The organism is Actinopolymorpha sp. B17G11 (genome assembly GCF_040196095.1).
In the GTDB taxonomy this organism is placed as follows: Bacteria; Actinomycetota; Actinomycetes; order Propionibacteriales; family Actinopolymorphaceae; genus Thermasporomyces.
In genome coordinates, this window is record NZ_JBEFTW010000006.1 from 50,963 (window position 1) to 74,247 (window position 23,285).

Annotated in this window: 20 protein-coding genes; 11 read left to right on the forward strand and 9 right to left on the reverse strand. The window is 68.1% G+C overall.

Annotated elements, in window-relative coordinates:
• Positions 1–5 precede the first annotated feature (5 nt).
• From ABN028_RS08675 to ABN028_RS08695, 5 genes are all read left to right on the forward strand, one after another.
• Entirely contained in the window at positions 6–569 is a 564-nt protein-coding gene (locus ABN028_RS08675; protein WP_349332037.1) for a nucleotide exchange factor GrpE, read from the forward strand.
• Positions 570–594: 25 nt separating this feature from the next.
• A complete protein-coding gene (locus tag ABN028_RS08680; RefSeq protein ID WP_349696230.1) occupies positions 595–1,635 on the forward strand; it encodes a DnaJ C-terminal domain-containing protein in 1,041 nt (346 codons plus the stop codon).
• Positions 1,632–2,000, forward strand: coding sequence for a chaperone modulator CbpM (locus ABN028_RS08685; protein WP_349332039.1), 369 nt, complete (start codon positions 1,632–1,634; stop codon positions 1,998–2,000). The genes ABN028_RS08680 and ABN028_RS08685 overlap by 4 nt, the downstream gene beginning before the upstream one ends.
• Positions 1,982–4,621 carry an ATP-dependent chaperone ClpB gene (gene clpB, locus ABN028_RS08690; RefSeq protein WP_349696231.1) on the forward strand — a complete coding sequence of 880 codons (2,640 nt, stop codon included), beginning with the start codon at positions 1,982–1,984 and terminating at the stop codon, positions 4,619–4,621. The genes ABN028_RS08685 and clpB overlap by 19 nt, the downstream gene beginning before the upstream one ends.
• A 266-nt stretch (positions 4,622–4,887) precedes the next feature.
• A complete protein-coding gene (locus ABN028_RS08695; protein ID WP_349696232.1) occupies positions 4,888–5,709 on the forward strand; it encodes a class I SAM-dependent methyltransferase in 822 nt (273 codons plus the stop codon).
• Positions 5,710–5,839: 130 nt separating this feature from the next.
• Here ABN028_RS08695 and ABN028_RS08700 read toward each other — a convergent pair whose 3' ends face one another.
• A complete protein-coding gene (locus ABN028_RS08700; RefSeq protein WP_349696233.1) occupies positions 5,840–6,214 on the reverse strand; it encodes a M23 family metallopeptidase in 375 nt (124 codons plus the stop codon).
• 883 nt (positions 6,215–7,097) lie between these two features.
• Here ABN028_RS08700 and ABN028_RS08705 point away from each other — a divergent pair.
• The 5 genes from ABN028_RS08705 to ABN028_RS08725 all read left to right on the forward strand — a co-directional run bounded on the left by ABN028_RS08705 (position 7,098) and on the right by ABN028_RS08725 (position 12,607).
• Positions 7,098–7,727: a TetR/AcrR family transcriptional regulator gene (locus ABN028_RS08705; protein ID WP_349696234.1), complete on the forward strand. Its 630-nt coding sequence runs from the start codon at positions 7,098–7,100 to the stop codon at positions 7,725–7,727.
• 12 nt (positions 7,728–7,739) lie between these two features.
• A complete protein-coding gene (locus tag ABN028_RS08710) occupies positions 7,740–8,312 on the forward strand; it encodes an SRPBCC family protein (RefSeq protein WP_349696235.1) in 573 nt (190 codons plus the stop codon).
• A gap of 110 nt (positions 8,313–8,422) precedes the next feature.
• Positions 8,423–10,555 carry a glycoside hydrolase gene (locus ABN028_RS08715; protein ID WP_349696236.1) on the forward strand — a complete coding sequence of 711 codons (2,133 nt, stop codon included), beginning with the start codon at positions 8,423–8,425 and terminating at the stop codon, positions 10,553–10,555.
• On the forward strand, positions 10,519–11,646 hold the full coding sequence (locus ABN028_RS08720) for an Ig-like domain-containing protein (protein WP_349696237.1): 1,128 nt from the start codon (positions 10,519–10,521) through the stop codon (positions 11,644–11,646). Before ABN028_RS08715 ends, ABN028_RS08720 begins: the two co-directional genes overlap by 37 nt.
• 76 nt (positions 11,647–11,722) lie before the next feature.
• On the forward strand, positions 11,723–12,607 hold the full coding sequence (locus ABN028_RS08725; RefSeq protein ID WP_349696238.1) for a S41 family peptidase: 885 nt from the start codon (positions 11,723–11,725) through the stop codon (positions 12,605–12,607).
• Between the two features lie 13 nt (positions 12,608–12,620).
• Here the strand turns inward: ABN028_RS08725 and ABN028_RS08730 are convergent, their stop codons facing one another.
• The 7 genes from ABN028_RS08730 to ABN028_RS08760 all read right to left on the reverse strand — a co-directional run bounded on the left by ABN028_RS08730 (position 12,621) and on the right by ABN028_RS08760 (position 20,952).
• Complete coding sequence (locus ABN028_RS08730; RefSeq protein ID WP_349696239.1) at positions 12,621–13,682, reverse strand: alpha/beta hydrolase family protein; 1,062 nt, start codon at positions 13,680–13,682, stop codon at positions 12,621–12,623.
• Positions 13,683–13,787: 105 nt separating this feature from the next.
• Complete coding sequence (tsaA, locus tag ABN028_RS08735; RefSeq protein ID WP_349332048.1) at positions 13,788–14,198, reverse strand: tRNA (N6-threonylcarbamoyladenosine(37)-N6)-methyltransferase TrmO; 411 nt, start codon at positions 14,196–14,198, stop codon at positions 13,788–13,790.
• Positions 14,199–14,281: 83 nt separating this feature from the next.
• Positions 14,282–16,216 carry an ABC transporter substrate-binding protein gene (locus ABN028_RS08740; RefSeq protein WP_349696240.1) on the reverse strand — a complete coding sequence of 645 codons (1,935 nt, stop codon included), beginning with the start codon at positions 16,214–16,216 and terminating at the stop codon, positions 14,282–14,284.
• Positions 16,217–16,487: 271 nt separating this feature from the next.
• A complete protein-coding gene (locus tag ABN028_RS08745; RefSeq protein WP_349696241.1) occupies positions 16,488–18,278 on the reverse strand; it encodes an ABC transporter ATP-binding protein in 1,791 nt (596 codons plus the stop codon).
• On the reverse strand, positions 18,275–20,104 hold the full coding sequence (locus ABN028_RS08750) for an ATP-binding cassette domain-containing protein (RefSeq protein WP_349696242.1): 1,830 nt from the start codon (positions 20,102–20,104) through the stop codon (positions 18,275–18,277). Before ABN028_RS08750 ends, ABN028_RS08745 begins: the two co-directional genes overlap by 4 nt.
• 280 nt (positions 20,105–20,384) lie before the next feature.
• Positions 20,385–20,528, reverse strand: a complete 144-nt coding sequence (locus ABN028_RS08755) for a hypothetical protein (protein ID WP_349696243.1) — start codon at positions 20,526–20,528, stop codon at positions 20,385–20,387.
• 43 nt (positions 20,529–20,571) lie between these two features.
• On the reverse strand, positions 20,572–20,952 hold the full coding sequence (locus tag ABN028_RS08760) for a DoxX family protein (RefSeq protein ID WP_349696244.1): 381 nt from the start codon (positions 20,950–20,952) through the stop codon (positions 20,572–20,574).
• A 194-nt stretch (positions 20,953–21,146) separates the two neighbouring features.
• Between ABN028_RS08760 and sigJ the strand changes: the two genes are divergently transcribed.
• Entirely contained in the window at positions 21,147–22,082 is a 936-nt protein-coding gene (gene sigJ, locus ABN028_RS08765; RefSeq protein WP_349332054.1) for an RNA polymerase sigma factor SigJ, read from the forward strand.
• A 37-nt stretch (positions 22,083–22,119) separates the two neighbouring features.
• Here the strand turns inward: sigJ and ABN028_RS08770 are convergent, their stop codons facing one another.
• The gene (locus ABN028_RS08770) at positions 22,120–23,220 is read right to left on the reverse strand and encodes a nucleoside hydrolase (RefSeq protein WP_349696245.1); all 1,101 of its coding nucleotides are present in this window, start codon (positions 23,218–23,220) and stop codon (positions 22,120–22,122) included.
• Positions 23,221–23,285: the final 65 nt, after the last annotated feature.

The window sequence follows — 23,285 nt, forward strand, 5'->3', positions numbered from 1 at the left end:
GTGCCATGTCAGACGACAACGCCGCGACGCCCGCATCCACTCCCGCGTCCCCTTCAGCATCCGCGTCCGGATCGGCCGAGGGGGTCGGGCCTGATGCCGGCGCCGCCGAACTGCACGAGCGCATCGCGGAACTGCACGAGCGCATCGCCGACCTGGAGGACAAGTGGCACCGGGCGGCGGCCGAGGTCGAGAACACCCGCAAACGGGTGGCCCGCGAGATCGCCTTCGGGCGAGCAGAGGAACGCACCCGACTCGCCGCGCAGTGGCTTCCCGTGCTGGACGACCTCGACCGAGCGCTTCAGCACGCCGACGCTGACTCGGACTCCATCATCGCCGGCGTCGGGGCCGTCCGTCAGCATGCGCTCAAGGTCCTTGCCGGGTTGGGGTTCCCCCGCCAGGACGTCGAGAAGGGCGCGCGGTTCGACCCCGAACGTCACGAGGCCGTCGCCACCGTCGCCACCGACGACCTGCCCGACGGCGCCGTCGTCGATGTCGTACGACCGGGTTACGGCGAACCTGAGCGCCAGCTGCGTCCGAGCGCGGTCGTCGTGGCCGCGAAGTCCGAGTAGTAGTCCGAGCAGGTGACGGGGGACGATGGCGGACCGGGACTTCTACGAGATTCTCGGAGTACCCAGGACGGCGAGCCTGGAGGAGATCCAGCGCGCCTATCGCAAGCTCGCCCGTGCGCACCACCCGGACATCAACAAGGACCCGGCGGCGGAGGAGCGCTTCAAGGACATCTCGGAGGCCTATGACGTCCTGTCCGATCCTGACACCCGGAGGCGTTACGACGCCTTCGGACCCGACTTCCGCCAGGTGCCGGAGGGCATCGACCCGGAAACCTGGTCCAGGGCCCGTGCGGCCGGACGGGCGCGGGCGGGCGCGGGTGCGGGGGCCGGCGCCCGGCGCGGCGGCCGACGTCGCGGCATGGGCCCGGAGGTCGGCGGCGACTTCGGCGGTGGCGTCGGTGGCGTCGGTGGCGGTGTCGGTGAGGACATCGACCTGGAGGAGTTGTTCGGCGGTCTCTTCACCGGTGCGGCCGGGCGCGGGTGGGGCCCGGTTCCTGGCGCGGACCAGGAGGCCGAACTCGAGGTGAGCGTGGCCGAGGCTTATCACGGCGGTCGGCGTTCGATCTCCCTGGCCGGGCCGCACGGGACCAGGACGTTCGAGGTGTCGATCCCGGCAGGCGTCACGGATGGCCAACGGATCCGGTTGGCGGGCCAGGGCGGCCGCGGCAGTGCGGGCGCGGACGCCGGCGACCTGTATCTCGTCGTCCGCGTGGCACCTGACCGGCGCTACCGGGTGGACGGGCGTGACCTGTACGTCGACCTGCCGCTGGCGCCATGGGAGGCGGCCCTGGGTGCGACAGTCACCCTCGACACACCCGGTGGTGCCGCGAAGGTGACGGTCCCACCGGGAACGGCGGGTGGACGCAAGCTCCGGTTGCGCGGCCGTGGTCTACCCCACCCGCATGGCCGCCCGGGAGACCTGTTCGCCGAAGCCCGGGTCGTGGTGCCGGAGCGGCTCAGTGCCGAGGAGCGCCGGCTGTGGGAGGAACTGGCGGAGGTGTCGCCCTTCGACGCGCGCGAAGGAGCCCGGTCGCGGGACGGTGCCGGCCGGAGGAGGACGTCATGACGTTCGCTGTCGTTCGCGTACAGAGCCGCCGGGTTTCCGACCTGATGGACCTCGAGACGTTCGCCCGGCGGGCCGGAGTCCATCCCTGCCTCGTCCGCCGGCTGGTCCGGCTCGGACTCCTCGAACCCACGCGGGACACCCGCGGCCAGCTCGTCTTCGCACCGAACCAACTCGTCGCGCTCGCCCGGATCGAGCGGCTCCGCGCGGGCGCCTGCCTCAACTATGCCGCGATCGGCCTGGTGGTCGACCTGCTCGACCGCATCGCCGAGCTCGAAGCGACCCTACGGCGGTCGCACCAGGAGATGTCTGCCCGACCGAGCGAACCCAGACCGACCGGAGGCCGACCATGGACCCGAACCGGCTGACCCAGAAGTCGTCGGAAGCCCTGCACGACGCCCAGACCGCGGCCGTACGCCTGGGCCACACCGAGGTCGACGGCGAACACCTGCTGGCAGCCTTGCTGGACCAGGCGGACGGCCTGGTGCCGCGTCTGCTCGCCCAGACCGGCGCCGACTCCGACCAGCTCAGGGCCGAACTCGAGGCTGAGCTTGCCCGGCGTCCCCGAACGTCGGGACCGGGCGTGTCTCCTGGCCAGGTCTTCCTCACCCAGCGGTTGAGCCGGCTACTCGACGCGGCGGACCGGGAGGCGCGCCGGCTGGGGGACGAGTACGTGTCGGTGGAGCACCTCGTGATCGCTCTGCTCGACGAGGGTACGGAGACGGCGGCCGGGCGGCTCCTGCGCGGCCAGGGCCTCACCCGGGACCGCTTCCTGCACGCCCTGGCGACGATCCGCGGAAGCCAGCGGGTGACCTCGGCCAGCCCGGAAGGTGCGTACGAAGCGCTGAAGAAGTACGGCCGCGACCTCGTCGCCGACGCCGCCGCGGCTCGGCTCGACCCGGTGATCGGGCGCGACACCGAGATCCGTCGGGTCGTCCAGATCCTGTCCCGCAAGACCAAGAACAACCCTGTGCTGGTAGGGGATCCGGGCGTGGGCAAGACCGCGATCGTCGAAGGGCTGGCACAACGGATCAACCACGGCGACGTTCCGGAGGGCCTGCGTGGCAAGACGATCTTCGCCCTCGACATGGGTGCGCTGGTGGCCGGCGCGAAGTACCGCGGAGAGTTCGAGGAGCGGCTGAAGGCGGTGCTCGGTGAGGTCAGGGCAGCCGAGGGCCGGATCCTGCTGTTCATCGACGAGCTGCACACGGTCGTGGGCGCCGGTGCCGCCGAAGGCGCGATGGACGCCGGCAACATGTTGAAGCCGATGCTCGCCCGCGGTGAGCTGCACATGATCGGCGCCACGACGATGGACGAGTACCGCAAGCGGATCGAGAAGGACGCCGCGCTGGAGCGTCGCTTCCAACCGGTGCTGGTCGACGAGCCGTCGGTGGAGGACACCATCTCGATCCTGCGCGGGCTGCGCGAACGACTCGAGGTCTTCCACGGCGTCAAGATCCAGGACAACGCGGTCGTCGCCGCGGCGGTGCTGAGCCACCGCTACATCTCCGACCGGTTCCTGCCGGACAAGGCGATCGACCTCGTAGACGAGGCCTGCGCGATGCTGCGTACGGAGATCGACTCGATGCCGGCCGAACTCGACGAACTCACCCGTCGGGTGACCAGGCTGGAGATCGAGGAGGCGGCACTGGCGAAGGAGAGCGACGCGGCCAGTCAGGAGCGCCTGGAGGAGCTGCGACGGGAGCTCGTGGATCTGCACGCCGAGGCCGACGCGATGCGCACTCAGTGGGAGGCCGAACGCCATACCCTGCATCGCGTCCAGGCGTTGCGCGAGGAGATCGAGCAGGTGCGTGTCGAGGCGGACCAGGCCGAGCGTGACTACGACCTGAACCGGGCGGCGGAGCTCCGGCACGGAAAGCTTCCCGAACTCCAGCGCAGGCTCGGGGCCGAGGAGGCACAACTTTCCGCCCGGCAGAACGGGCACCGGTTGCTGCGCGAGGTCGTCACCGAGGACGAGATCGCGACCATCGTGGCACGGTGGACCGGCATCCCGGTGAGCCGGTTGCAGGAAGGCGAGCGGGAGAAGCTCCTACGGCTGGACGAGATCCTGCACGAGCGAGTGGTCGGCCAGAACGAAGCGGTCGACCTGGTGGCCGATGCGGTGATCCGGGCGCGTTCGGGCATCAAGGACCCGCGGCGGCCGATCGGTTCGTTCATCTTCCTCGGCCCGACGGGCGTCGGAAAGACCGAGTTGGCGAAGACGCTGGCGGCGGCGTTGTTCGACACCGAGGACAACATGGTCCGGATCGACATGAGTGAATACCAGGAACGCCACACCGTCAGCCGGCTGGTGGGCGCGCCCCCTGGCTACGTGGGGTACGAAGAGGGCGGCCAGCTGACTGAGGCGGTCCGGCGCAAGCCGTACTCCGTCGTGCTCTTCGACGAGATCGAGAAGGCGCACGCCGATGTCTTCAACCTTCTGTTGCAGGTGTTGGACGACGGGCGGCTCACCGACGCGCAGGGCCGCACGGTCGACTTCCGCAACACGGTGGTCATCATGACGTCGAACGTCGGCTCGGAGTTCCTCAGCGAAGGAGCTGCGGCCGGCGGCGAGATCAGGCCGGACGCCCGCGACCGGGTGATGGGGGCGCTGCGGGCACACTTCCGCCCGGAGTTCCTCAACCGGGTCGACGAGATCGTGCTCTTCAAGCCGCTGTCGCAGGAGGAGATCGAGCAGATCGTCGACCTGATGTTCGACCAGCTGCGCGATCGGCTGGCTGACCGCCGGATCACGCTCGACGTCACCGCGGAGGCTCAGCGGCTGATCGCGGTGCGCGGCTATGACCCGGTCTACGGTGCGCGTCCGCTGCGGCGGTTCATCGCGCGCGAGGTCGAGACCCGCATCGGCCGGGCGCTGCTCACCGGCGACATCGCCGACGGCGCCTTGATCCGGGTGGGCGTGGCAGCCGACGACCTGGCGGTGAGTTACGAGAACCCGCCGCCCGACACCCACGCCGCAGCGGCCTGACGCGGCGCGTGGCGGCAGCCGTCCGTCGCCCACGGGTGAAGGCTGGTCGCGGGGGATGCAATCGCGCTGCAATGGCCTGGGCCAACCTCGCGCCAAGACAATGACCACGCTAGGTATGCCTGTGGACTTTGCCGAGGCGTCCATGCCTGTTCCGGGTACCACAGGCATGCTCAGCGTGGTCATTGCCACCGCGCCCAGCCGGAGGACTCGGGCTGGTCCTTCCACGGGACAGGCCTAGGGTCGAGAATGCGAAACGGAGAGTGGACATGGCCGACGGACAGCAGGCGTGGCAGCTGGCGGGACGCGGGCCGGAGGCGTACGAACGCTATTTGGTACCCGCCTTCTTCGCCCCCTGCGCTGAGCGCCTCCTCGACGCGGCCGAGGTCGCCCCTGGCGAACGCGTACTCGACGCGGCCTGTGGCACCGGCGCCGTGGCCCGTGGTGCGGCTGCCCGGGTCGGATCGCTCGGCGGCGTGACCGGGGTCGACCTCAACTCCGGAATGGTCGAGGTCGCCCGATCCGCCACTGCCGGCGTCACGCAACCCGCCATCGACTGGCACACCGGTGACATGACGGCGTTGCCGTTCCCCGACGAGACTTTCGACGTCGTCTGTTGCCAGCAGGGCTTCCAGTTCGTCGGGGACCAGCCCGGCGCGCTGCGTGAGATGCGGCGGGTCCTGGTGCCTGACGGTCGGGTCGCGGTCGCGGTCTGGCGACCTATCGAGCACAACCCCGCCTTCGTCGCCCTGGTGAACGAACTGGAACGCCACTCCGGCGCCGCCGCTGCGGCCACGATGCGCTCACCCTTCGGCGGTCCCGGTCCCGACCGGCTGCGGTGGCTCCTCACCGACGCGGGACTGCGCGACGCGTGGATCGGCATCACCATTCTCACGGTGCGCTTCGGTTCGGCCGAGGAGTTCCTGACCCAGGAGTCGGTGAGCTCGCCGCTGGCTGAGCCGCTGAGTGCGCTGGACGCGGGCGGTTGGCAGGCGTTGCTCGAAGGCCTGGACGCGGCACTCCAGCCGTACGCCGACGATGATGGCCTCACCTTTCCCATGCAGAGTTGGCTCGCGACCGCTCGCCGCTGACGGCGTACATTCTGGAAAGAGTTTGTCGAGCGGGCGAATTCCCGTACGAAGGCACACCGGCCGCGGGATCAGCGCGTTACCGAGCTGGTCGAGGGAATCGCACGGTGTGCGTTGGGGTCGGCGGATCGTGTCAGGGCCTGAGCCCTTTCGTGGCCAGCCATCGCGATGGATCGATTGCTGAATCGAGCTTGCCGCCATGGGGTCGTACCTCGAGGTGGAGATGTGGGCCCGTCACATTGCCGGTGGTCCCGACATAGCCGATCACGGCGCCGGCCGCGACCTTGCCAGCCTTTCGTTCGAAGCCGGACAGGTGGGCGTACAACGTCACCGTGCCGTCGCGGTGCCGGACCTTGATCCGGTTGCCGTACGCGCTGCCGTTCCATCCCGCCTCGATGATCGTCCCGGCCCCGACCGCCCTGATGGGCGTGCCCACGGGGGCGGCGAAGTCGAGACCGTGGTGGGAGGAGGACCAGTTGTTTCCTTGGTGGCCGAACCGTCCGGTCAAGTGGTATTTCTGTACTGGTAATACCCAAGGTTTTGGTTTCGGGCGGTTCCTGGCCGCTCGGATGGCGGCTCGCCGGCGTTCGGCGTCCTGCCGGAGTCGTGTTCGGGTCGTGGCGGCGGCCATTCGAGGCGTTGGCCGCCCCGCATTCCGGGCCAGCCACGACGTAGAGGCTCGCGTCACACCACTATTTTCTCGGTTTGCGTACATCGTCGAAGAGGTTCGGCGAGGTGGGCTGCGGTGTCGCGGTGCCGCATTATTGCTGGGCCGCGGTTCGGTGCCAGTCGTGACGCCAGTCGGCGCTGGTAGTTCGCCCACCGCCACGGCGGTCGCGGGAACGGCAATGCCAATCAAGAATGTTGCGGCAAGGGTCCACGACACATAACTATGGCCACGCGGCCTTTCGGCAGGAGGTTGTGCTTGCCGCCGATTTCGCAGACGATCCACGATGGTTACCCTCGAGTTCAGCGAATGCGCCACGCCTTCCAGGCAGCCGGTGGCGAGTATTTCGACATCACACCCTCAAGAATTCACCAGTCGATGTAGGGAAAAACGCTTTGTTGGGTGAGTGTTCTCTCTTTGCATTCGGCGGTGGCGGTGAGGCCAAATTGCACTCGGCAATGGCGAGTTCAGTACAGTCACTTTGTTGTTCAACTGCTTAGCTCGACGTTCGACCGTTCTTGAATTGAGAATCGGGCGCGTCCTTGCGATTCACGGCGTGCGGGAAGGGGCCTTCCCGCGGCGTCGTCGCGAGTGGCCGGCGCTGGGTCCGTCGCTGGAGGGCATGCCCGTGCCGACAGACTTCCGATACGACCGTTGCGTAAATCTCTCGGCTGGTGTACCGTCTGATTACGAAACGACCGTATCGAAAAGAGGTGGTCCGACAGTGAACGCTCGGCGGGGCCGGCCGCGGGATCCCGACACCGACGCGCGGATCCTGCGGGTCGCAGGGGAGCAACTCCTGGAGCGCGGCTACACGGCGTTCACGGTCGATCACGTGGCCGAGATCGCGGGTGTCGCCAAGACGACGCTGTACCGACGTTGGCCCACCAGAGACCATCTCGCCATCGCCGTGATCGGCCGAGGGCAGGAGGAGATCGAGATCGCCGACACCGGTGACCTGCGGGCCGATCTCATCGACTTCATGGCCCAGATCGCGGCGGCATTGAACCGCACCCGGCGTGCCGGCCGTGCGGCGGACGACCAGGACGACCAGGACGACCAGGACGGCCAGTCAGCTGGCCTGGTCGCGGAACTCGTCGCCGCCGCGGCGCGACACCCCGACATCGGCACGCTCGTCCGCGATCTCTTCGACAAGCGGATCGCGCTGGCGGTCGCGCGGATCGAGGCTGCGCGGCGGAGGGGCGAGGTGCGTTCCGACTCCGACCCACACCTGCTCGTGGATCAGCTGGCCGGCGCGCTCTACTACCGGATCCTGATCACCGGCAAGCCGATCGATCGTCGCTATGCCACCCACCTCGTCGACGCCGCGTTCGCCGGTGTCCTTCCTCGTTGAGGAGATCTGAGCATGACCACGACCGCGAGTGCACCGACATTGGAAAGTGGAGCCCCGAGGCGGCGGTCTCCTCGCCGACGGTTGATCGTGGTCGGTGCGCTGGTCGCTGTCCTGGCGGGCTACAGCGCGTGGACCAATCTGCGTCCGCTCACCTTGAGCGCGACGATCGAGGTCGACGCCACGTCGGAGCAGGTGTGGAGCGTGTTGGCCGATCTCGACGCGTACGCCGAATGGAATCCGTTCATCGTCTCCTCCTCCGGCGAGCTCGAGGTCGGCTCCACCGTGCGCCACGTCATCCGTTCCGGCGACGGCACGACGACGTTCACGCCTACCGTCCTCGCCGTCGAACCCGGCCGTGAGCTGCGTTGGGTCGGCAGGGTGCCCCCAGGGGGAGTCTTCGACGGCGAACACAGTTTCACCATCGAGCCGCTCGGTCCGAACCGGGTGCGGCTCAAGCAGACCGAACGATTCGCCGGCGTGGCGGTGCCGATCGCCAGTGGCTTTTTGAAGCGCGACATCCTGCCGCGGTTCGAGGCGATGAACCGCGCCCTCGCAGAGCAGGTCGCCCGGCATGGCCGCGGGTGACCAGCTTGTGCCGAGGGCGTCGTGGGGACTTACCGACGGAAGGGGGCGCTCTCTAGTCTTCCGGTGGGGATCACGAGTCCGCGCCGACTAGGTGCTGCGAAGGGAAGGCCATGCCCACAATGCCGCGCACGACCCGGCTGTTGCCGCTCGCCCTTCCCGCCACACTCGTGCTCGCCGCGGCCATGGTCGCCCTTCCCGCCGGACCCGCGGCGAACGCCCAGAACACACCCGGAGCGGCCCCCGACACACCCGGGAGCTCCGTCACCGTACACATCGATCCGTCGTACCAACAGCCGGAGTTCGAGGGATGGGGCACCAGCCTGGTGTGGTTCGCCAACATCACCGGCGGCTATCCGGACGAGATCCGTCACAAGCTCGTCGACATGCTCTTCGCAGACGACGGTCTCCGGCTCAACATCGCCCGCTACAACGTCGGTGGCGGCAACGCTCCGGACGTCCGTGACGACTACATGAAGGTGGGCGCCACCATGCCAGCCTTCTGGAAGGCGCCACCCGGGACCACGCACACAGACGTCGACTGGTGGGACCCCGACAACCCCGACCACTGGAACCTCGACGCCGACGCCAACCAGCGTTGGTGGATCGACCAGATCAAGGACCGAGTGGACCGCTGGGAGGCGTTCAGCAACTCACCGCCCTACTTCCAGACGGTCAGCGGCTACGTCTCCGGCGGCTTCGACTCGAGCGCGGACCAGATTCGCGCCGACCGGGTGGACGACTTCGCCACCTACCTGACCCGCGTGGTCGACCACATCGAGCAGGAGCACGGTATCTCCTTCGACACGGTCGACCCGCTGAACGAACCGAACACGCCCTACTGGGGCACCCAGCTGGGACCCGACGGCCAACCGACGGGCGGCCGGCAGGAAGGCGCGCACGCGGGACCGGCCCTGCAGCAGTTGGTGGTCAAGGCGCTGCGCCGGGCGCTCGACACCGCCGACACCCGTGCGGTCGTCGCCGCCATGGACGAGACCAATCCAGGGACCTTCACCACGAACTGGAACGCCTACGACGCCGAGGCCCGTGCCGCTGTCGACCAGCTCAACGTCCACACGTACGGAACGGGCCAGCGCACCAGTGTCCGCGACCTCGCCAAGGGGAGCGAGAAGAAGCTCTGGATGAGCGAGGTCGAGGGCTCCTGGGGGAGCGGCACCAGCTACACGAGCATGGAGTCCGGGCTGGGGATCGCGACGAGGATCGTCGACGACCTGCGCGAGCTCGAACCTTCGGCGTGGGTGTTCTGGCAGCCGATCGAAGACGCCATCCCGCAGCAGGCGGGCGGGGGCAACTGGGGCAGCATCCACATTCCGTTCGACTGCACGGCAGACGACACGCTCGAGACCTGCCCGATCCAGCCCAACACGAAGTACGACACGATCCGGAACTTCACCCACCACATCCGTCCGGGCGACCACCTGGTGAAGGTCGACGACCCGTCGAGTGTCGCGGCCGTGAAGGCGTCCGGGCGCGCCGCGACCGTCGTCCATGTCAACAACAGTGCCGAGACGCGCGAGGTGACGCTGGACCTGTCGCGGTTCAAGACCGTCGACGCCAAGGCCTCGGTGACGCCCGTCGTGTCCAGTGCCGACGGCGGGCTCGTCACGCAGGAACCGATTCAACTGAAGAACCGCACGGCGTCGTTCGTCGTGCCCGCCAAGTCGGTGACGACGTTCGTCGTCGAGGGCGTACGCGGCGTGGCGAAGGAGGCCGCGTACCTCCAGCCGGGTCACGTCTACCGGCTCCAGGGTGTGCAGAGCGGGAGATCCCTTGCGCCCTCGAACGACCAGAGCGGCGTGGTAATCCGTACGAACGACGCCGAGGACACCGGCCAGCTGTGGACGGTACGGAAGCTGACGGGCGGGACCACCCATCGCGAGCGGTATGCGATCGACAACGCGGGCAACGGCAAACGCCTCGCCGCGCAGGACAACGCCGCAGGACTGGTGGACGTGCCACCCGGTGAGGCCGACGTGGCCGAGAGCGCCCAATGGATCCTGTCGACGACCGGCGACGGCACCTGGACGTTCGTCAACGCCGCCACCGGTCGCCTGATCGACGTGCCGGGGCAGGCGACGGACGACGGTAGTCCGGTGTCGACATACACCCCCACGTCGGGGCCGAACCAGCGCTGGGCCGTCGTCGACGAGACCGCCCAGCGGACCGAGAGACGGTGGAGACCTATACGGTGCCTGGCCGGACGCCGACGCTGCCCGAGGTCGTGACACCCGTCTATCCCGACGGAGCGCGCGGCGCGCTGCCCGTCACGTGGACGATGCCGCCTGACGGGCGGTGGCGCGAGCCGGGAACCGTCCACGTCACGGGAACGGCGACGGATCCGCTCGGCCGGCTGCTGCCCGCCAAGGCCGTCGTCACCGTCGACACCTTCACGTCCACCCTGGCCGGGAGGGCGAAGACCTACGTCGGCGGTCAGCCTGACCTGCCCACCACCGTGGTCGGCGTCGGCGAGCACGGCGGCCGCGCACAGCTGCCCGTGACCTGGGGCGCGCCGCCGGACGGCGCGTACGACCAGGCCGGCGTGACGACCCTGCCCGGTGTGGCGGAGGTGGTCGATGGCACGACGGTCGAGGCGACCGTCCGTGTGCAGGTCACCGAGCCGGTTCCGACCAACCTCGCGCCTGACGAGGACGTGGCGGTAGGCGCCACGTTCACCGAGAGCGGCTACTCGCCCGAGCGGGTACGCAACGGCGACCGTACCGACAAGGCCTGGTCGAACTGGAAGCCTGGCACGAAGAACCCCTCCGACACGTTGACCTTCTCCCTGCCGGGCGCGCGGGATCTCACCCGGGTCGTGACGTACTTCTACCGCGACGGCGACAACATCAGCTTCCCCGAGAGCCTGAAGGTGCAGGTCCAGACCGTGGGCGGCGACTGGGCGGACGCGAGCGACGACATCCCGGTCGGCACGGAAGGCTCACCGGTCATCGACGTTCCCCTGCCGGCTGATGCGGGACCGGCGGCGGGGGTGCGGGTCGTGATGACCGCGCGGCCGTCGGGATACATGACCGTGAGCGAGATCGAGGTGTACGCCAAGGCGCCCGGTGTCTCCTCAGACGCCTCGGCCGCCTCGATCGAGGTGGACGGTGTTCCGCTGGCCGACTTCGACCCTGACACCACGGAGTACGACGTGACCGGCGATCCGAGCAGGAGCGAGGTCACGGCGACGCCCGCCGATCCGTATGCGACCGTGACGATCCACCCGGACGAACGAACGGACAGGTCCGTACTCGTCACCGTGACGAGCGAGGACCGCGACCAGACGCGGGACTACCGGCTCAGGTTCGTACCTCGATGAGGTTGCCGGTTCATGTTCGCTCAGAGCGTCCGGAACGTGCCGCTGGGAAGGGCCCGGGGGGCCGTACCGTGTGCGCATGACGGAACCCAGCGGGACGACGGTCGGTGAGTTGGCGGCACGGCTGAGCGGCTGGCTACGCCGCCTTCCGCCAGCGGAGGACCGGATCGTGGCGTTGATCAAGGAGCTCGACGCCAGGTATGGCGACCGGTCGGACCCGGTGACCGCGAAGACGTGCCGGGAGGTCGAACGCACCGCGTGGGCGTACTCGCGTCATCTCGAGTTGCAGTTCGAGCCTGCGGGTATTGGAACGCCTGACGAGGAGAGCCGGGGTTGGGACGATCCTGACCCGGCCGGCGTCCTGCGTGGTGCCGCCGCGGTGACCCAGGTGCAGCGGTTGCGGGAGGGTGTCAGCCTCATCCAGATCGACAGCCTGGAACCGGTGAGCCTGGCGCAGTCGTACGTCAAGGCGGCGTTCCAGCTCGCTCGGCACGCGTCCGGGATCATCATCGACCTTCGGGGCAACGGCGGCGGCGACCCCGCGACCGTCGCGCTCATCGCCGGCCTGGTGCTCGGAGACGTCTCGCGCCCGTTGTCCGAGGTCACCTATCGCGAGCGTAGGCGGCAGTGGTGGACGCCTGACTTCGAGGCCGGGACAGCTGTGCCGGCTCACGTCCCGGTGGCGGTGCTGTCGAGTACGCGTACGTTCTCCTCCGGCGAGGCGCTTGCCTACCATCTCCAGGCGCGCGGCAGGGTCATGGTTGTCGGCGAGGCGACACCTGGTGCCGCGGACCACGTCACACCCATCCGCCTGGCGCCGACGGTCCTCGGGATCCTGCCGGAGGCGTACGTCACCGACGCGGTGACTGATACCAACTGGGAGGGCCGCGGCGTCCTGCCTGACGTCGCATGCACCGCCGAGGAGGCGGCCTCGGCGGCCGTCGACCACCTGCTGCGGGCGTGACCGATCGGTGTGGTCATCGTGGTGCCGCGAGGTGCCGGGAGAAGAAGTCCACCGACTTCGCACCACTCCAGCCGTGCCCGCCGGGGAACAGGTCGAGCTCGAGCCGATCAGCCGCGCCCGCGGCCCGATAGATGTCCGCCACTCGGGAGTGACACGCCATCGCGGACTCGAGGCGGAAGCACTGGTCGAACGCGCCGATGTCGACCAGGAGCGGGCGTGGTGCCAGCAGGCCTTGCAGGTCTGGTAGATCGACGAGTTCGTACAGACCGGGCGTGATCTGCGATCCACAGTAGTTGAGGTCCCGGAACGCGAAATGTTCGAACAGATCGCTGTAACAGATGATCTCGGCGGCCGCGAGCCGCTCGTCAGTCAGGGCACTCCACAGCGTCATGGTGCCGCCGCCGGACAGACCCATCACCCCCAGCCTGCCCGCGTCGACGTACGGAAGTGCCGAGGCGAAGTCGACCAGGCTCCGCCCGTGCGCGAGGTTGATGCCGAGTGGCGTCATCCCGAGCATCGTGGCCTGCAGGTAGTAGAGGTTGCACCAGTCCCGGCCGCCGGCGAGGTCGTGATGGTGGGGCTTCGCGCTGTCGTCCTGGTCGCCGTACCCCATCCAGTCGATGCCGAACGTCACGAAGCCCGCCTCGGCCATCCGTCGACCGTAGGAGGTGTGGGTGTCCCGGTCGGCCTCACGCAGCGCCGGTGACGAGTCGTTTCCCATGACGACTTCCTTGCCGCCATGGCTGTGTCCGTGCCAGCAAAGGAGCGCGGGACGGGTCTCACTCGCGCCCAGCCCGGCCGGACGGTTGACATAGGCGTACGCCGCAAGGTGTTCGCTCACGTCGAGCAGCCATCGCTGGGTGAGGACGTCGCCACGCTGCCATTCGGCGATGAGCTCTGCCTGCGGCGGGACAGCGGCGGGAGCCGTGCCGAGCGTGGCGAGGACGTCGGGGAGTGCCTTCGCCTGCCACTCCGCTACATCACGGCCAGGGGTGTAGCGGTGAGTGGGTGGTCGGGTGGCGGCGAGTGTGCGGAACATCTCGTACGGGCTCGTGTTGCGGACGGTGCCAGCCATGACAGCCCTTCCTTCCCACCACCTGCCGAGGACCGGCAGCTCGTCAACCGCGCGTAGATGACGCTGGCAGTGATGATGATGAGCTGCCGGTCCACGGCGGCAGGATCATCGTTCACCCTGATCGCTCAGTACCGGCTTGACGTCGACGAGGGGAGTTCCATCGACCGCTTCGAGATCCCGTACGAGGATCCGGAGCCCGTCGATGGCGGTGATGCGTACCCGATGCAGGCCGATCGGATTCGGCCGGTCCGCGGACCGGGTGCTGAACACCCCGGTCACGGGATTCCGGGGATCATCACGCGGATGCACGGCGAGTACGTCTCTCTCGGCGCGGTGAAGCCACGTCAGGACGAGAACCTCCGCACCCACCACGAGGTCGCGGAGGCCGTCCGCCACGTCAGTGTTGAACACCAGCCACGCCTCCGGCGCGCCTTCGGACCCCTGCTTCGGGGCGACCGCAGGATCGACGAGCGTGGACTCGACGTATCCAACGGGCCTTACTTCGTACGACGTCATGGCATCACCCCAGAGCGCGGCTCACCCGGTCACCTTAGACCTGGCCCATGACGCGTGCCTGACCATCCGTCCGTCCGTCCGGCTCAGGCGTCCGTGTAGTACTGCTCGGGGTTGGTCGGCCCAGGTGTGGGATAGACGTACGCGTTGGGCATCGTCCTCGGAACGTTGTGAAAGGTCGTCTTGACGATCCCGTAACCCTGTGCGGGCAGGATCGTGCCGATCGCGTAGAACTCGTCCGTGGCGATCTGCAGGATCTGCATGAAGAGCTCGCGCCGTTCTGCCGGGTCCGGACTTGCCCTGAGCTGGTCGTACAGCTCCATCTGCCGGCGTGTCGTGGCAGGCGGCTTCATGGCGGGGGAGTCGCCGTAGTACCAGTTCGCCCAGGCGATCGCGTAGTTGGACTCCTGGCTGAACGGGAAATACCAGCGGGGGTCCAGGATCGCGTCGTTCAGTCCACCGTCGCCGCCCCAGATGGCGACGTCGTGCTTGTTGGCTTCCTTGCGGGTGTAGAACAGCGCGCGGTCCTCGGCCTTGATCCGCATAGTGATGCCGACCTCGGTCCAGTAGCCCCGGATGAGCTCCAACGCGTCGACCTGCGTGGGGCTGAGGCCGGTTGCGGTCTCGACGTCGAACTGGATCGGTTCTCCGTCCGGCCCCAGCCGTCGGTTCTCGCCGTCCCGTTCGGAGTAGCCCGCCTTGTCGAGATGCTGGTTGGCCAGATCGACGTCGTAGTCGACGTACTGCGTGGCGAGTTCTTCGACGTAGAACTCCGACCGCTCACTTGGCGCCGCCTGCCAGGGCTTGCCCTGCCCCTGGAACACCGCCGTGATGAGTTCCTCGCGGTTGATGGCGTACGACAGGCCGATGCGGAAGTCCTTGTTCTGGAAGATCTCCCGCTTCATCTGGTCCGTGTGGGTGAGGTTGAACGCGATCATCAGGTTGTTCATGCTCGCGGGCACGGTGTCGAAGAAGTCGTAGCCGCCGGATTCGCGGTTGCGGGCGAGGACCGGCTTGTTCCTTGGCTCGTTGATGTGGCGTACGTGCATGTCGAAGTCGCCGTTGCTGGCCCGTAGCAGCATCACCTCGGGGTCGGTGATGACCTGGAAGCGCACCTCGTCGAGGTAGGGAAGCTGGCTGCCGTCCGGGTCGGTCTTCCAGTAGTACGGATTGCGGCTGGCGACCAGGCGGGAGCCGTCACCGAGGGCGTTGTCGACGTGCCACGGGCACAGCGTGGGAAGGTCCGGGTTCATCCAGCGCGCGTTGTAGGGCGTGCCCTCGATCAGGGCGCCCTTGCGGTTGAACAGCTCCACCCAGTCGGCGACGCCCTCCTCCTCGACAAGCGCGTCGATGTCAGGGTTGTACTTCTCGTGGAACTGCTTGAGGTAGTGGAACGGCCTGGACACCAGGTCGGAGCCGCCCGCCTGGGCCTGTTCCTCCGGAAAGAGGCCGTTGGGGCGCTCGAACGTCACGCGTACCGTGACGTCGTCGATCTTCTCGAACGTGGCGGGATTGTCCGGCGGCACCGGGGTGAGCTTCTTGTTCCTCTCCACGTCCTCGTTGGCGAACACGAGATCGTCGGCGGTGAACGGCTCGCCGTCCGACCAGCGCATCCCCGCGCGCAAGGTGATGGTGTACTCCCTGCCGTCGGCGTTGGGTTCCACCGACTTCGCGACGTTCGGGATCACCGTGCTGAACTCGGGGTCCCAGCGCGTGAGGTTGTCGTAGCCGATGGTGCGATCGAGCCAGGCGGCGTCGGCTGGGCCGAGCAACGCGGTGTTCCAGGTGCCGCCGTACGCACCGATCTGATCGGTGGGTTGGACGACGAGCGGTTCCTTCGGCAACCGCTTGGCGACCGGCGGCAGGTCTCCCGCCTTGACCAGCTTCGCCAGGCTCGGCGCTTCGCGACCCTTCTTGCCGCCTCCGCCAACACCACTGCCACCGCCGCCGGAGTTGGGATCGGTGGACAGCAGGTCGCAGCCGGTAGCGAAACCAGCCGCCACCAGTCCTGCGGTGCCCATGCGGAGCAGCTCACGTCGCGTCTGGCCGCGGCCGCGATTGTTCTCGACGCCCATCTCACACGCCCCTGTCCTCGGCTTCGGTGCCTCGATCGTGGAGCCCCCGTGGACAACGCTTTCCGAAGACTAGGGACTACGCAGGACGGAGACAAGAAGGGGCCCTCGGCAGTAGCCATTGTGGGACACCGCGCGGCATTCCGCCCAGCCGCGTCGTAGACCACAGCGACTCCATTGTCGTGGTGGGAGCGACGCGACGTGGGCAACGACGCCGGCGTCAGTGCCGGTATGCGCGTGCCTGCAGATCGAAAAGCCTGGCGTAGTGGCCGCCGGCGTGCATCAGTTCGTCGTGGGAGCCGACCTCGGTGATCCGGCCGTTCTCGACGACGACGATCAGGTCGGCCATTCGCACGGTGGAGAACCGGTGCGAGACGAGCACGGTGACCGCTCCGGTCGTAGCAGCGAGATCGTGCGCGGTGGCGGCGTACTGCTCGTAGAGGGACTGCTCGGCCGCGGGATCGAGTGCGGCCGTGGGCTCGTCGAGCAACATCAGCAACGGCCGATCGCGCATGAACGCCCGAGCGAGGGCAAGTCGCTGCCACTGGCCACCGGAGAGGCCGACCCCACCCTCGAAGGTCGCGCCGAGTTGCGTATCCAGGCCGGCTGGCAGGCTCGCAACCACCGGCTGTGCCTGACCGTCGACGGCCGCCGACGCGACTCGTGCGCGATCCGTGCGGTGCGCGAGGTTACCGACGCCGATACTGTCGACCGCCAGAAACTCAAAGGTCGCGTAGTCCTGGAATCCGGCCGAGATTCGGGCCCGCCACCTGGTCGGGTCGAACTCGGTGAGCGGAACCCCGTCTACGAGGACATTGCCCTCAGTGGGGTCGTAGAGTCGGGCGAGCAGTTTCACCAAGGTCGACTTCCCGGCACCGTTGGCGCCCACGAAGGCGACCGTTGCTCCGGCCGGTAGATGGAGATCAATGCTGTGCAACGCCGGTCGGCGAGACGTGTCGGAAAGACCCACAGGGTAGGTGAACGAGACATCGCGCAGGTGGATGCCGTCGCGGAGAAGCGCGGGCGGCGTCCGGGTGCCATCCCGCCAGCGGCGCTGTGCGGAGTACTCGCGCAGCCAGTGGTATCGGCTGAAGACCTGCATCTGGTCGACGACCATCCGAGCGTTGGCAGTGACCGCTTTGCCCGCAGAGATGACCTGCGCCCCGATGAGTAAGAGCAATGACACATCACCGACGCTCGATGAACCGCTTTGCAGCCCGTCAACTACCCACCACACGGCCAACGCGTACGCCGCGCCGAAGACTACCCAGCTCGCGGCAGCGTAGCCGGCGAAGTGTCTGGTGACGGCGATCTGCGGACGACTGCGCTGTCTCATCGCGGCTTTGCAGACTGCGAGCAGTGGACCGCCGAGGCCGAAACACCGTACTTCCAAGCCCTGGCGCGGATCGGTGAGCACGTCGACGGACTGCTGCGTCAGGCGGCGGTAGCGCTCGTTGTCGAGGAGAACCTCGTTGTGCTTGTTCGCGCCGCGCACCTCGACCGCAGCGGGAAGCAACGCGACCAGAAGCAGCACGCACAGTTCCGGCCGCACCGAGGCGAGCAGACCAACGACGGTGACGGTGCTCGCGACCGAGCCAAGCGTCTCCAGCAGGCGCGGACCGCCTACGAGGGCATTGACGTCAGCCTCGATCATGGCGATGCGGTCCGCCAGCGCCGGATCCTCGTGATGCGCGATCGACGGGATCTCCGCGGTGAGTCGTAGCAGGTCGTCGTGCACATGTCGCGACACCAGGTCTTCCACCGTGTCGCCCAACGGCCAGGTCACTTCGTCTGCCACGGCACCCAGGAGCAGCGCAGCCGCGGCGAGCGCGATGCCGGGCCAGATCGAGTGCCGTGTCGAGTACGCCAGGATCGCGTGGCTGATGCCGAGCAGACTCACCGCCGGCAGGGTGGAGCTCAGAATTACGCACGTGCACATCCCCGCTGTCATCCACGGTGCTGCGCGCCAGGCGGTCGACAGCCACAGCCCGACGATGCGCAGGGCGTTCACAAGCCCTCCTCGACCTCGACGTACCGACTCGCCTGCGTCATGAACATGTCGTGGTAGCGCCCGCGTACACTCATCAGCTCCTCGTGCGACCCCTTCTCGACGATCCGCCCGCCCTCGAGGACACAGATCGTGGGCATGGGCCGCACCACGGAGAAGCGGTGCGAGATGACCAGCGACGTCACCTCCCGAGCAAGCTCGAGATATCCGTTGACCAGCCGCGCCTCCGATTCGACGTCGAGTGCGGCAGCGGGCTCGTCAAGCACGAGTACGCCGGCGCGGGCATCGACCGCACGGAGGGCCCGTGCCAGCGCCACCCGCTGCCACTCGCCACCGGACAGGTCCGCGCCGCCCGGGATCGTCTTGTCCAGCGGAGTCGCCCAACGCCGCGGTAGCCCGTCGACCAGGTCGACGATCCCGGCACGCGCCGCCACCGCCTCCATCGCGTCACTGGGCGGCTGCTGCTCGCCGTCGATCCGGCCGGACCAGAGGCGGCCCGCACCGAGCTCGATGTTGTCGCCGACCGACAGCGGCAGTCGCACGAAGTCCTGGGTGATCGGCGCAATCCGCAGCTGCCACGACCGCAGCTCCTCCTCGTCGAACTCGGCAAGGTCGACGCCATCGACGAGGATGCGCCCGGACGTCGGCTGATGGGTGCCGGCAAGCAACTTCACGAGCGTCGACTTGCCAGTGCCGTTGACGCCCACCAGGGCCACCGCAGCACCCGCATCCAACGTCATCGACAACCCGCGCAAGGTATCGCTGCTCGCCCGTGGGTAGCGGAAACGCACCTCGTCGAAGACGACCATGGGTGCGGCGCCGTGTCCTGGCCTCCGCCCATCCTCGAGCACGGTCGCCGACGGCTCCGGCTCGGGAGTCCCGCCGGAGTTCAGCTGCTCCATCCGCCGGGACACCGTCGCCCCACGCTGGACCTCGGCGTAGCCAGACAGGTTGGTCGATGCGATCGAGAAGACGAGGGGCAACGTCGTCGCCAAGCCACTCAGCGTGAGCCGCCCGTGCTCGGCCTGCCATCCGGCGTATCCGAGCGTCCCTACGGCGATCGCAATATGCGCCAGCCCGAACAGCGACGCCTCCACTGCCTGCTGTCGACGGATGAGCCAGTAGGGTCGAAGCGCCTCGGTGGTGTGCGTCCAGAAGCGGCCACGCAGGAAGCCGGCGAGGCCGAAGATGCGTACCTCCTTGGCTGTCTTTCCCATTCCTTGGGTGAAGGCGTAGCGGGCATGTTTCTGTCCCTCGGTCTGGGCGGTCCACACGTCCATCTGCCTGCTGATGTTGCGTGCGCCATACAGCGAGCGGGCAATGGTGGCAGCAGCCAGGACGAGTGCTCCCCACCAGGAGAAGACGATGCCCAGCGCAACTGACCTTCCCACCAGGCTCAGCGTCAAGGCGGCCAGCGGCCCGCACGCCAGCTGGACCCCCGAGGTGATCCACCACCGGTTGACACTGATCTGCTGGAGCCGTCCAACGATCTCTGGATTGTCCAGGCTCGCCAGGTCGGGACGGGCCGCCCCGACCGCCCCGACCCGCAGGAGCACGTCTTCCTCCGCATTCGCCTGCAGCCGCTCCAGCGGGATGACGGCGAGCGCCTCGACAACGTTGCCGAGGGGTAACGCGGCCAGCAACAGCCCCAGTAGGAGGACGAACGCGATGTCCACACCGTCGGCGACCACGCTCGGCAGCCGGCCCACCACCGCCCCCACAAGCAGTGGCGTCGCCACCTGCAGACCCGCGCTGAGTACGCGCAGTGCAACGCTGCTGACCGCGGCCGCCGGGCTCAACAGGTAGGCGTACCGCCACAACACGAACACGTCGCCGCACCTCCGACGCCTGTTGACCGCTACCGGCATTGCGGCCCGCAACCAGCGTGGCGCCGGCGCTCGTAGCCGGGCAGGCGCCGTCTACTGGTGCCACCCGTGCTGGGCCTCGCGAGGGTGCAGGTCTCAGGGCAAGCCGCTTGGGTTCAATCGGTCAGGAAGGTCTCACGCTATGCCCGGCCACCGACAACGGTTCAGCGATGACGTTGGTTGTGCTGGACGGCGTGATCTCATGCCTGCACGGGTGCGCCCCCCTCGGGGGGCGTCGAGCCCGTCAGCGGTGTGGCGTCGAGCCCGTCAGCGGTGTGGTGACGAGATATCTGACCTCGTAGACCAGCTCCGTGAACTTCCAGCCGTCCGGGGTGCCACGCAGCGCCTCGATCTCGAAGCGATCAGCGATGGCCTGAACGTTGCTCATCGGTTCCGTCCTCGTCAGATCGAACGGCTCACGGCTGCATGGCTCAGCCGGTGAAGGACTGATGGCCGAAGCGGCCCCATGCCACGAGGACCGCCAGGGCGAACAGGGCAAGGGTCATCACGATTCCCTGGACCTCGCGGCGGCGTGCGTGCGGGATGAACGCGCCGACCATCAGCAACGCCAGACCGACGGCGGCAAGCGGTACCAGAACCGGCGCGATGCTGAGCGCGGCGGGCAGTATCAAACCCACCGCACCCAGGACCTCGAGGGCGCCGATGGCCTTGATGGTGCCGGCGCTGAAGCCCTCGAGGACTCCCATGCCGGAGGCGACCAGCTTCTCCTTGGGCTGGGCCAGCTTCACGGCGCCGCTGGCCAGGAAGGTCACGGCCAGCAATGCCGCAATTATCCACAAAGCGATGTTCATGAGGGCTCTCCTTGCAGCGGTGTCGACGACGCCCGCCCTGATGTGCTGAGGTTTCCTGTCCGCGGGACATGTTGGTCTCGGCAGTACGACGACACAACCCGCGGGAATGTGAGGCGACGCGCCAACCTCACAGATCGGTGCGATGTCTCGTCGGACTGGTAGGGGCGGGAGCGACCAAGGGAGTGAGCGACACCGTGACCACCTACTCGGGGCCGGAAGACCGCTGGCTCGATCCGAGCCTGAGCGCCGTCATGAGTGAGCGGCGTCAGCTGATCAACCTCGCGTACCGGCTCCTCGGCTCCCTGTCCGATGCTGAGGATGTCGTGCAGGAGACGTACGTCCGCTGGTACGCCATGTCCGCGCAGCAGCGGGACGCCATCGAATCACCCGCCGCCTGGCTGACGAAGGTCGCCAGTCGCATCTGCCTCGACCTGCTCGGCTCGGCACGGGCGCGGCGGGAGAGGTACGTGGGCGAATGGATCCCGGAGCCGCTGCCCGATCGTGCGGAGTGGATCGGCGGGCGGTCGGGCGATCCCACGGACGACCCGGCCGACCGGGTAACCCTTGACGAGTCGGTCAGCATGGCCTTCCTCGTCGTGCTCGAATCGATGACCCCGGCCGAGCGCGTGGCGTTCATGCTTCACGACGTCTTTCGCTACCCCTTCGCCGAGGTCGCCGAGATCGTCGGCCGTACGCCGACGGCATGTCGCCAGCTGGCCTCGTCGGCCCGCCGTCGCATTCGCGCGGCACAGGCTCCCGCGACCCCGACAGCCCAGCGCGCCGCCATCGTCCGGGACTTCAAACAGGCCTGGGAAGCCAGGGACATCGACGCCCTCATCGGCCTTCTCGACACCGACGCCACGGCGATCGGCGACGGCGGCGGTGTCGTCAGCGCCGAACTCCGTCCGATCGAGGGCGGCGAACAGGTCGCGCGCTACTTCGCCGAGCTCGCTGGTTGGAGAGCCGACATCACGCTCCTGGAACGCACCGTCAACGGCCAACCAGGCCTGATTGCTCTGCAAGACGGCGCCACTGTGACGGTGATGGCGTTCGACGTCGTCGGCGGCAGGATCAAGCACATCTGGGCGGTACGCAACCCCGAGAAGCTCCGTCCCTGGACGACGGACTGACGTCCGTCTCCCTACCATCGCCTCGCGGCCGCGCCGCCTAGCGACCGCCGTTGAGGATCGACGTGAACACGTCCTCGAACCGTGCCCCGTCGGCGGCGTACCCGACCAGCTGCGGTGTGCCGCCCGCTGCGTCGATCGTCTGCCCGGAGGAGGCGCCGTCGAGGACGACGTCGACCTTCCGCGACTGGTAGGGGACGAGGTCGTCGTGTGGTCCCAGGACGAGCGATGCCGCGGCGAGCGCGTCCCACCAGAACATGATGTCGAGGTCGATCAGCGGCGGCATGTCTGGCTGCGTCACGATCGCGTGCACGAGCGTCGCCTCGGCGGTGCGCGCGGAGGCGCCGAGCCGGTCGATGTAGGCCTGGGTGATCATCACGTGGTTCGTCGCGTCCAGCGGGACGATCCGCACCCGACCGGAGGGCATCGTCTGAAACACCGAGTCAGCCGCGTTCGGGTCGATCCATAGGTTGACCTCCTGGGTGTTGTCGAAGCCCCCGGTGGTCGAGCCGAAGAGATTGCCCGGCACGTCGAACGCGCCGCCCATCACGTAAAGCGTGGCGATCTTCTCCGCCACGCTCTGGTCGCGCAACGCCGCGGCAACATTGCTGAGCGGGCCGGTGGCCAGCACCGTCACAGGCTTGCGCGAAGTCAGAACGGACTTGGCGATCAGCTGTGGCGCGGTCAGCGGCGACGGTTGGTTGGGCCGGTCGGCGTTGTCGAGTGCCCCGGTCAGAACACGTTCGAACGTCTCGCGCGCCTCGGGTGGCGCCGGGTGCACGCCGGTCGCCGAACCGTCGGCCACCGGAACGCGTGGCAGTCCGCACTTCTCGAGAATGGTCCGCGCGTGGGTCAGAGACCGGCCGGCCGTGCCGATGCCGTTGTTCACGACTGTGACGGCGCGCAGGTCGATCCGGCGTTGCTTGTGAGCTTGGCAGAGGAACGCCAACGTCGATGCGTCATCGAAGTCCAGGTCGCTGTCGTAGACGACCGGAACGGGATCGTGGCCCGTCGAGTCGTCGGGCGGGACCACGTCCGCCCTGCTCGCAGTCGTCGTGACCCCGACGCATGCAAGGCTCATCACTGCGGCGGCCGCCATAGCGACGGCACCCTTCAGGTACCACATCGACGTCTTCGCCATCTCCGTCCTCCCCAGAAATGTGACACGACGTGCCGGTCGCGTCGCACCGGGAACATAGGGGACGG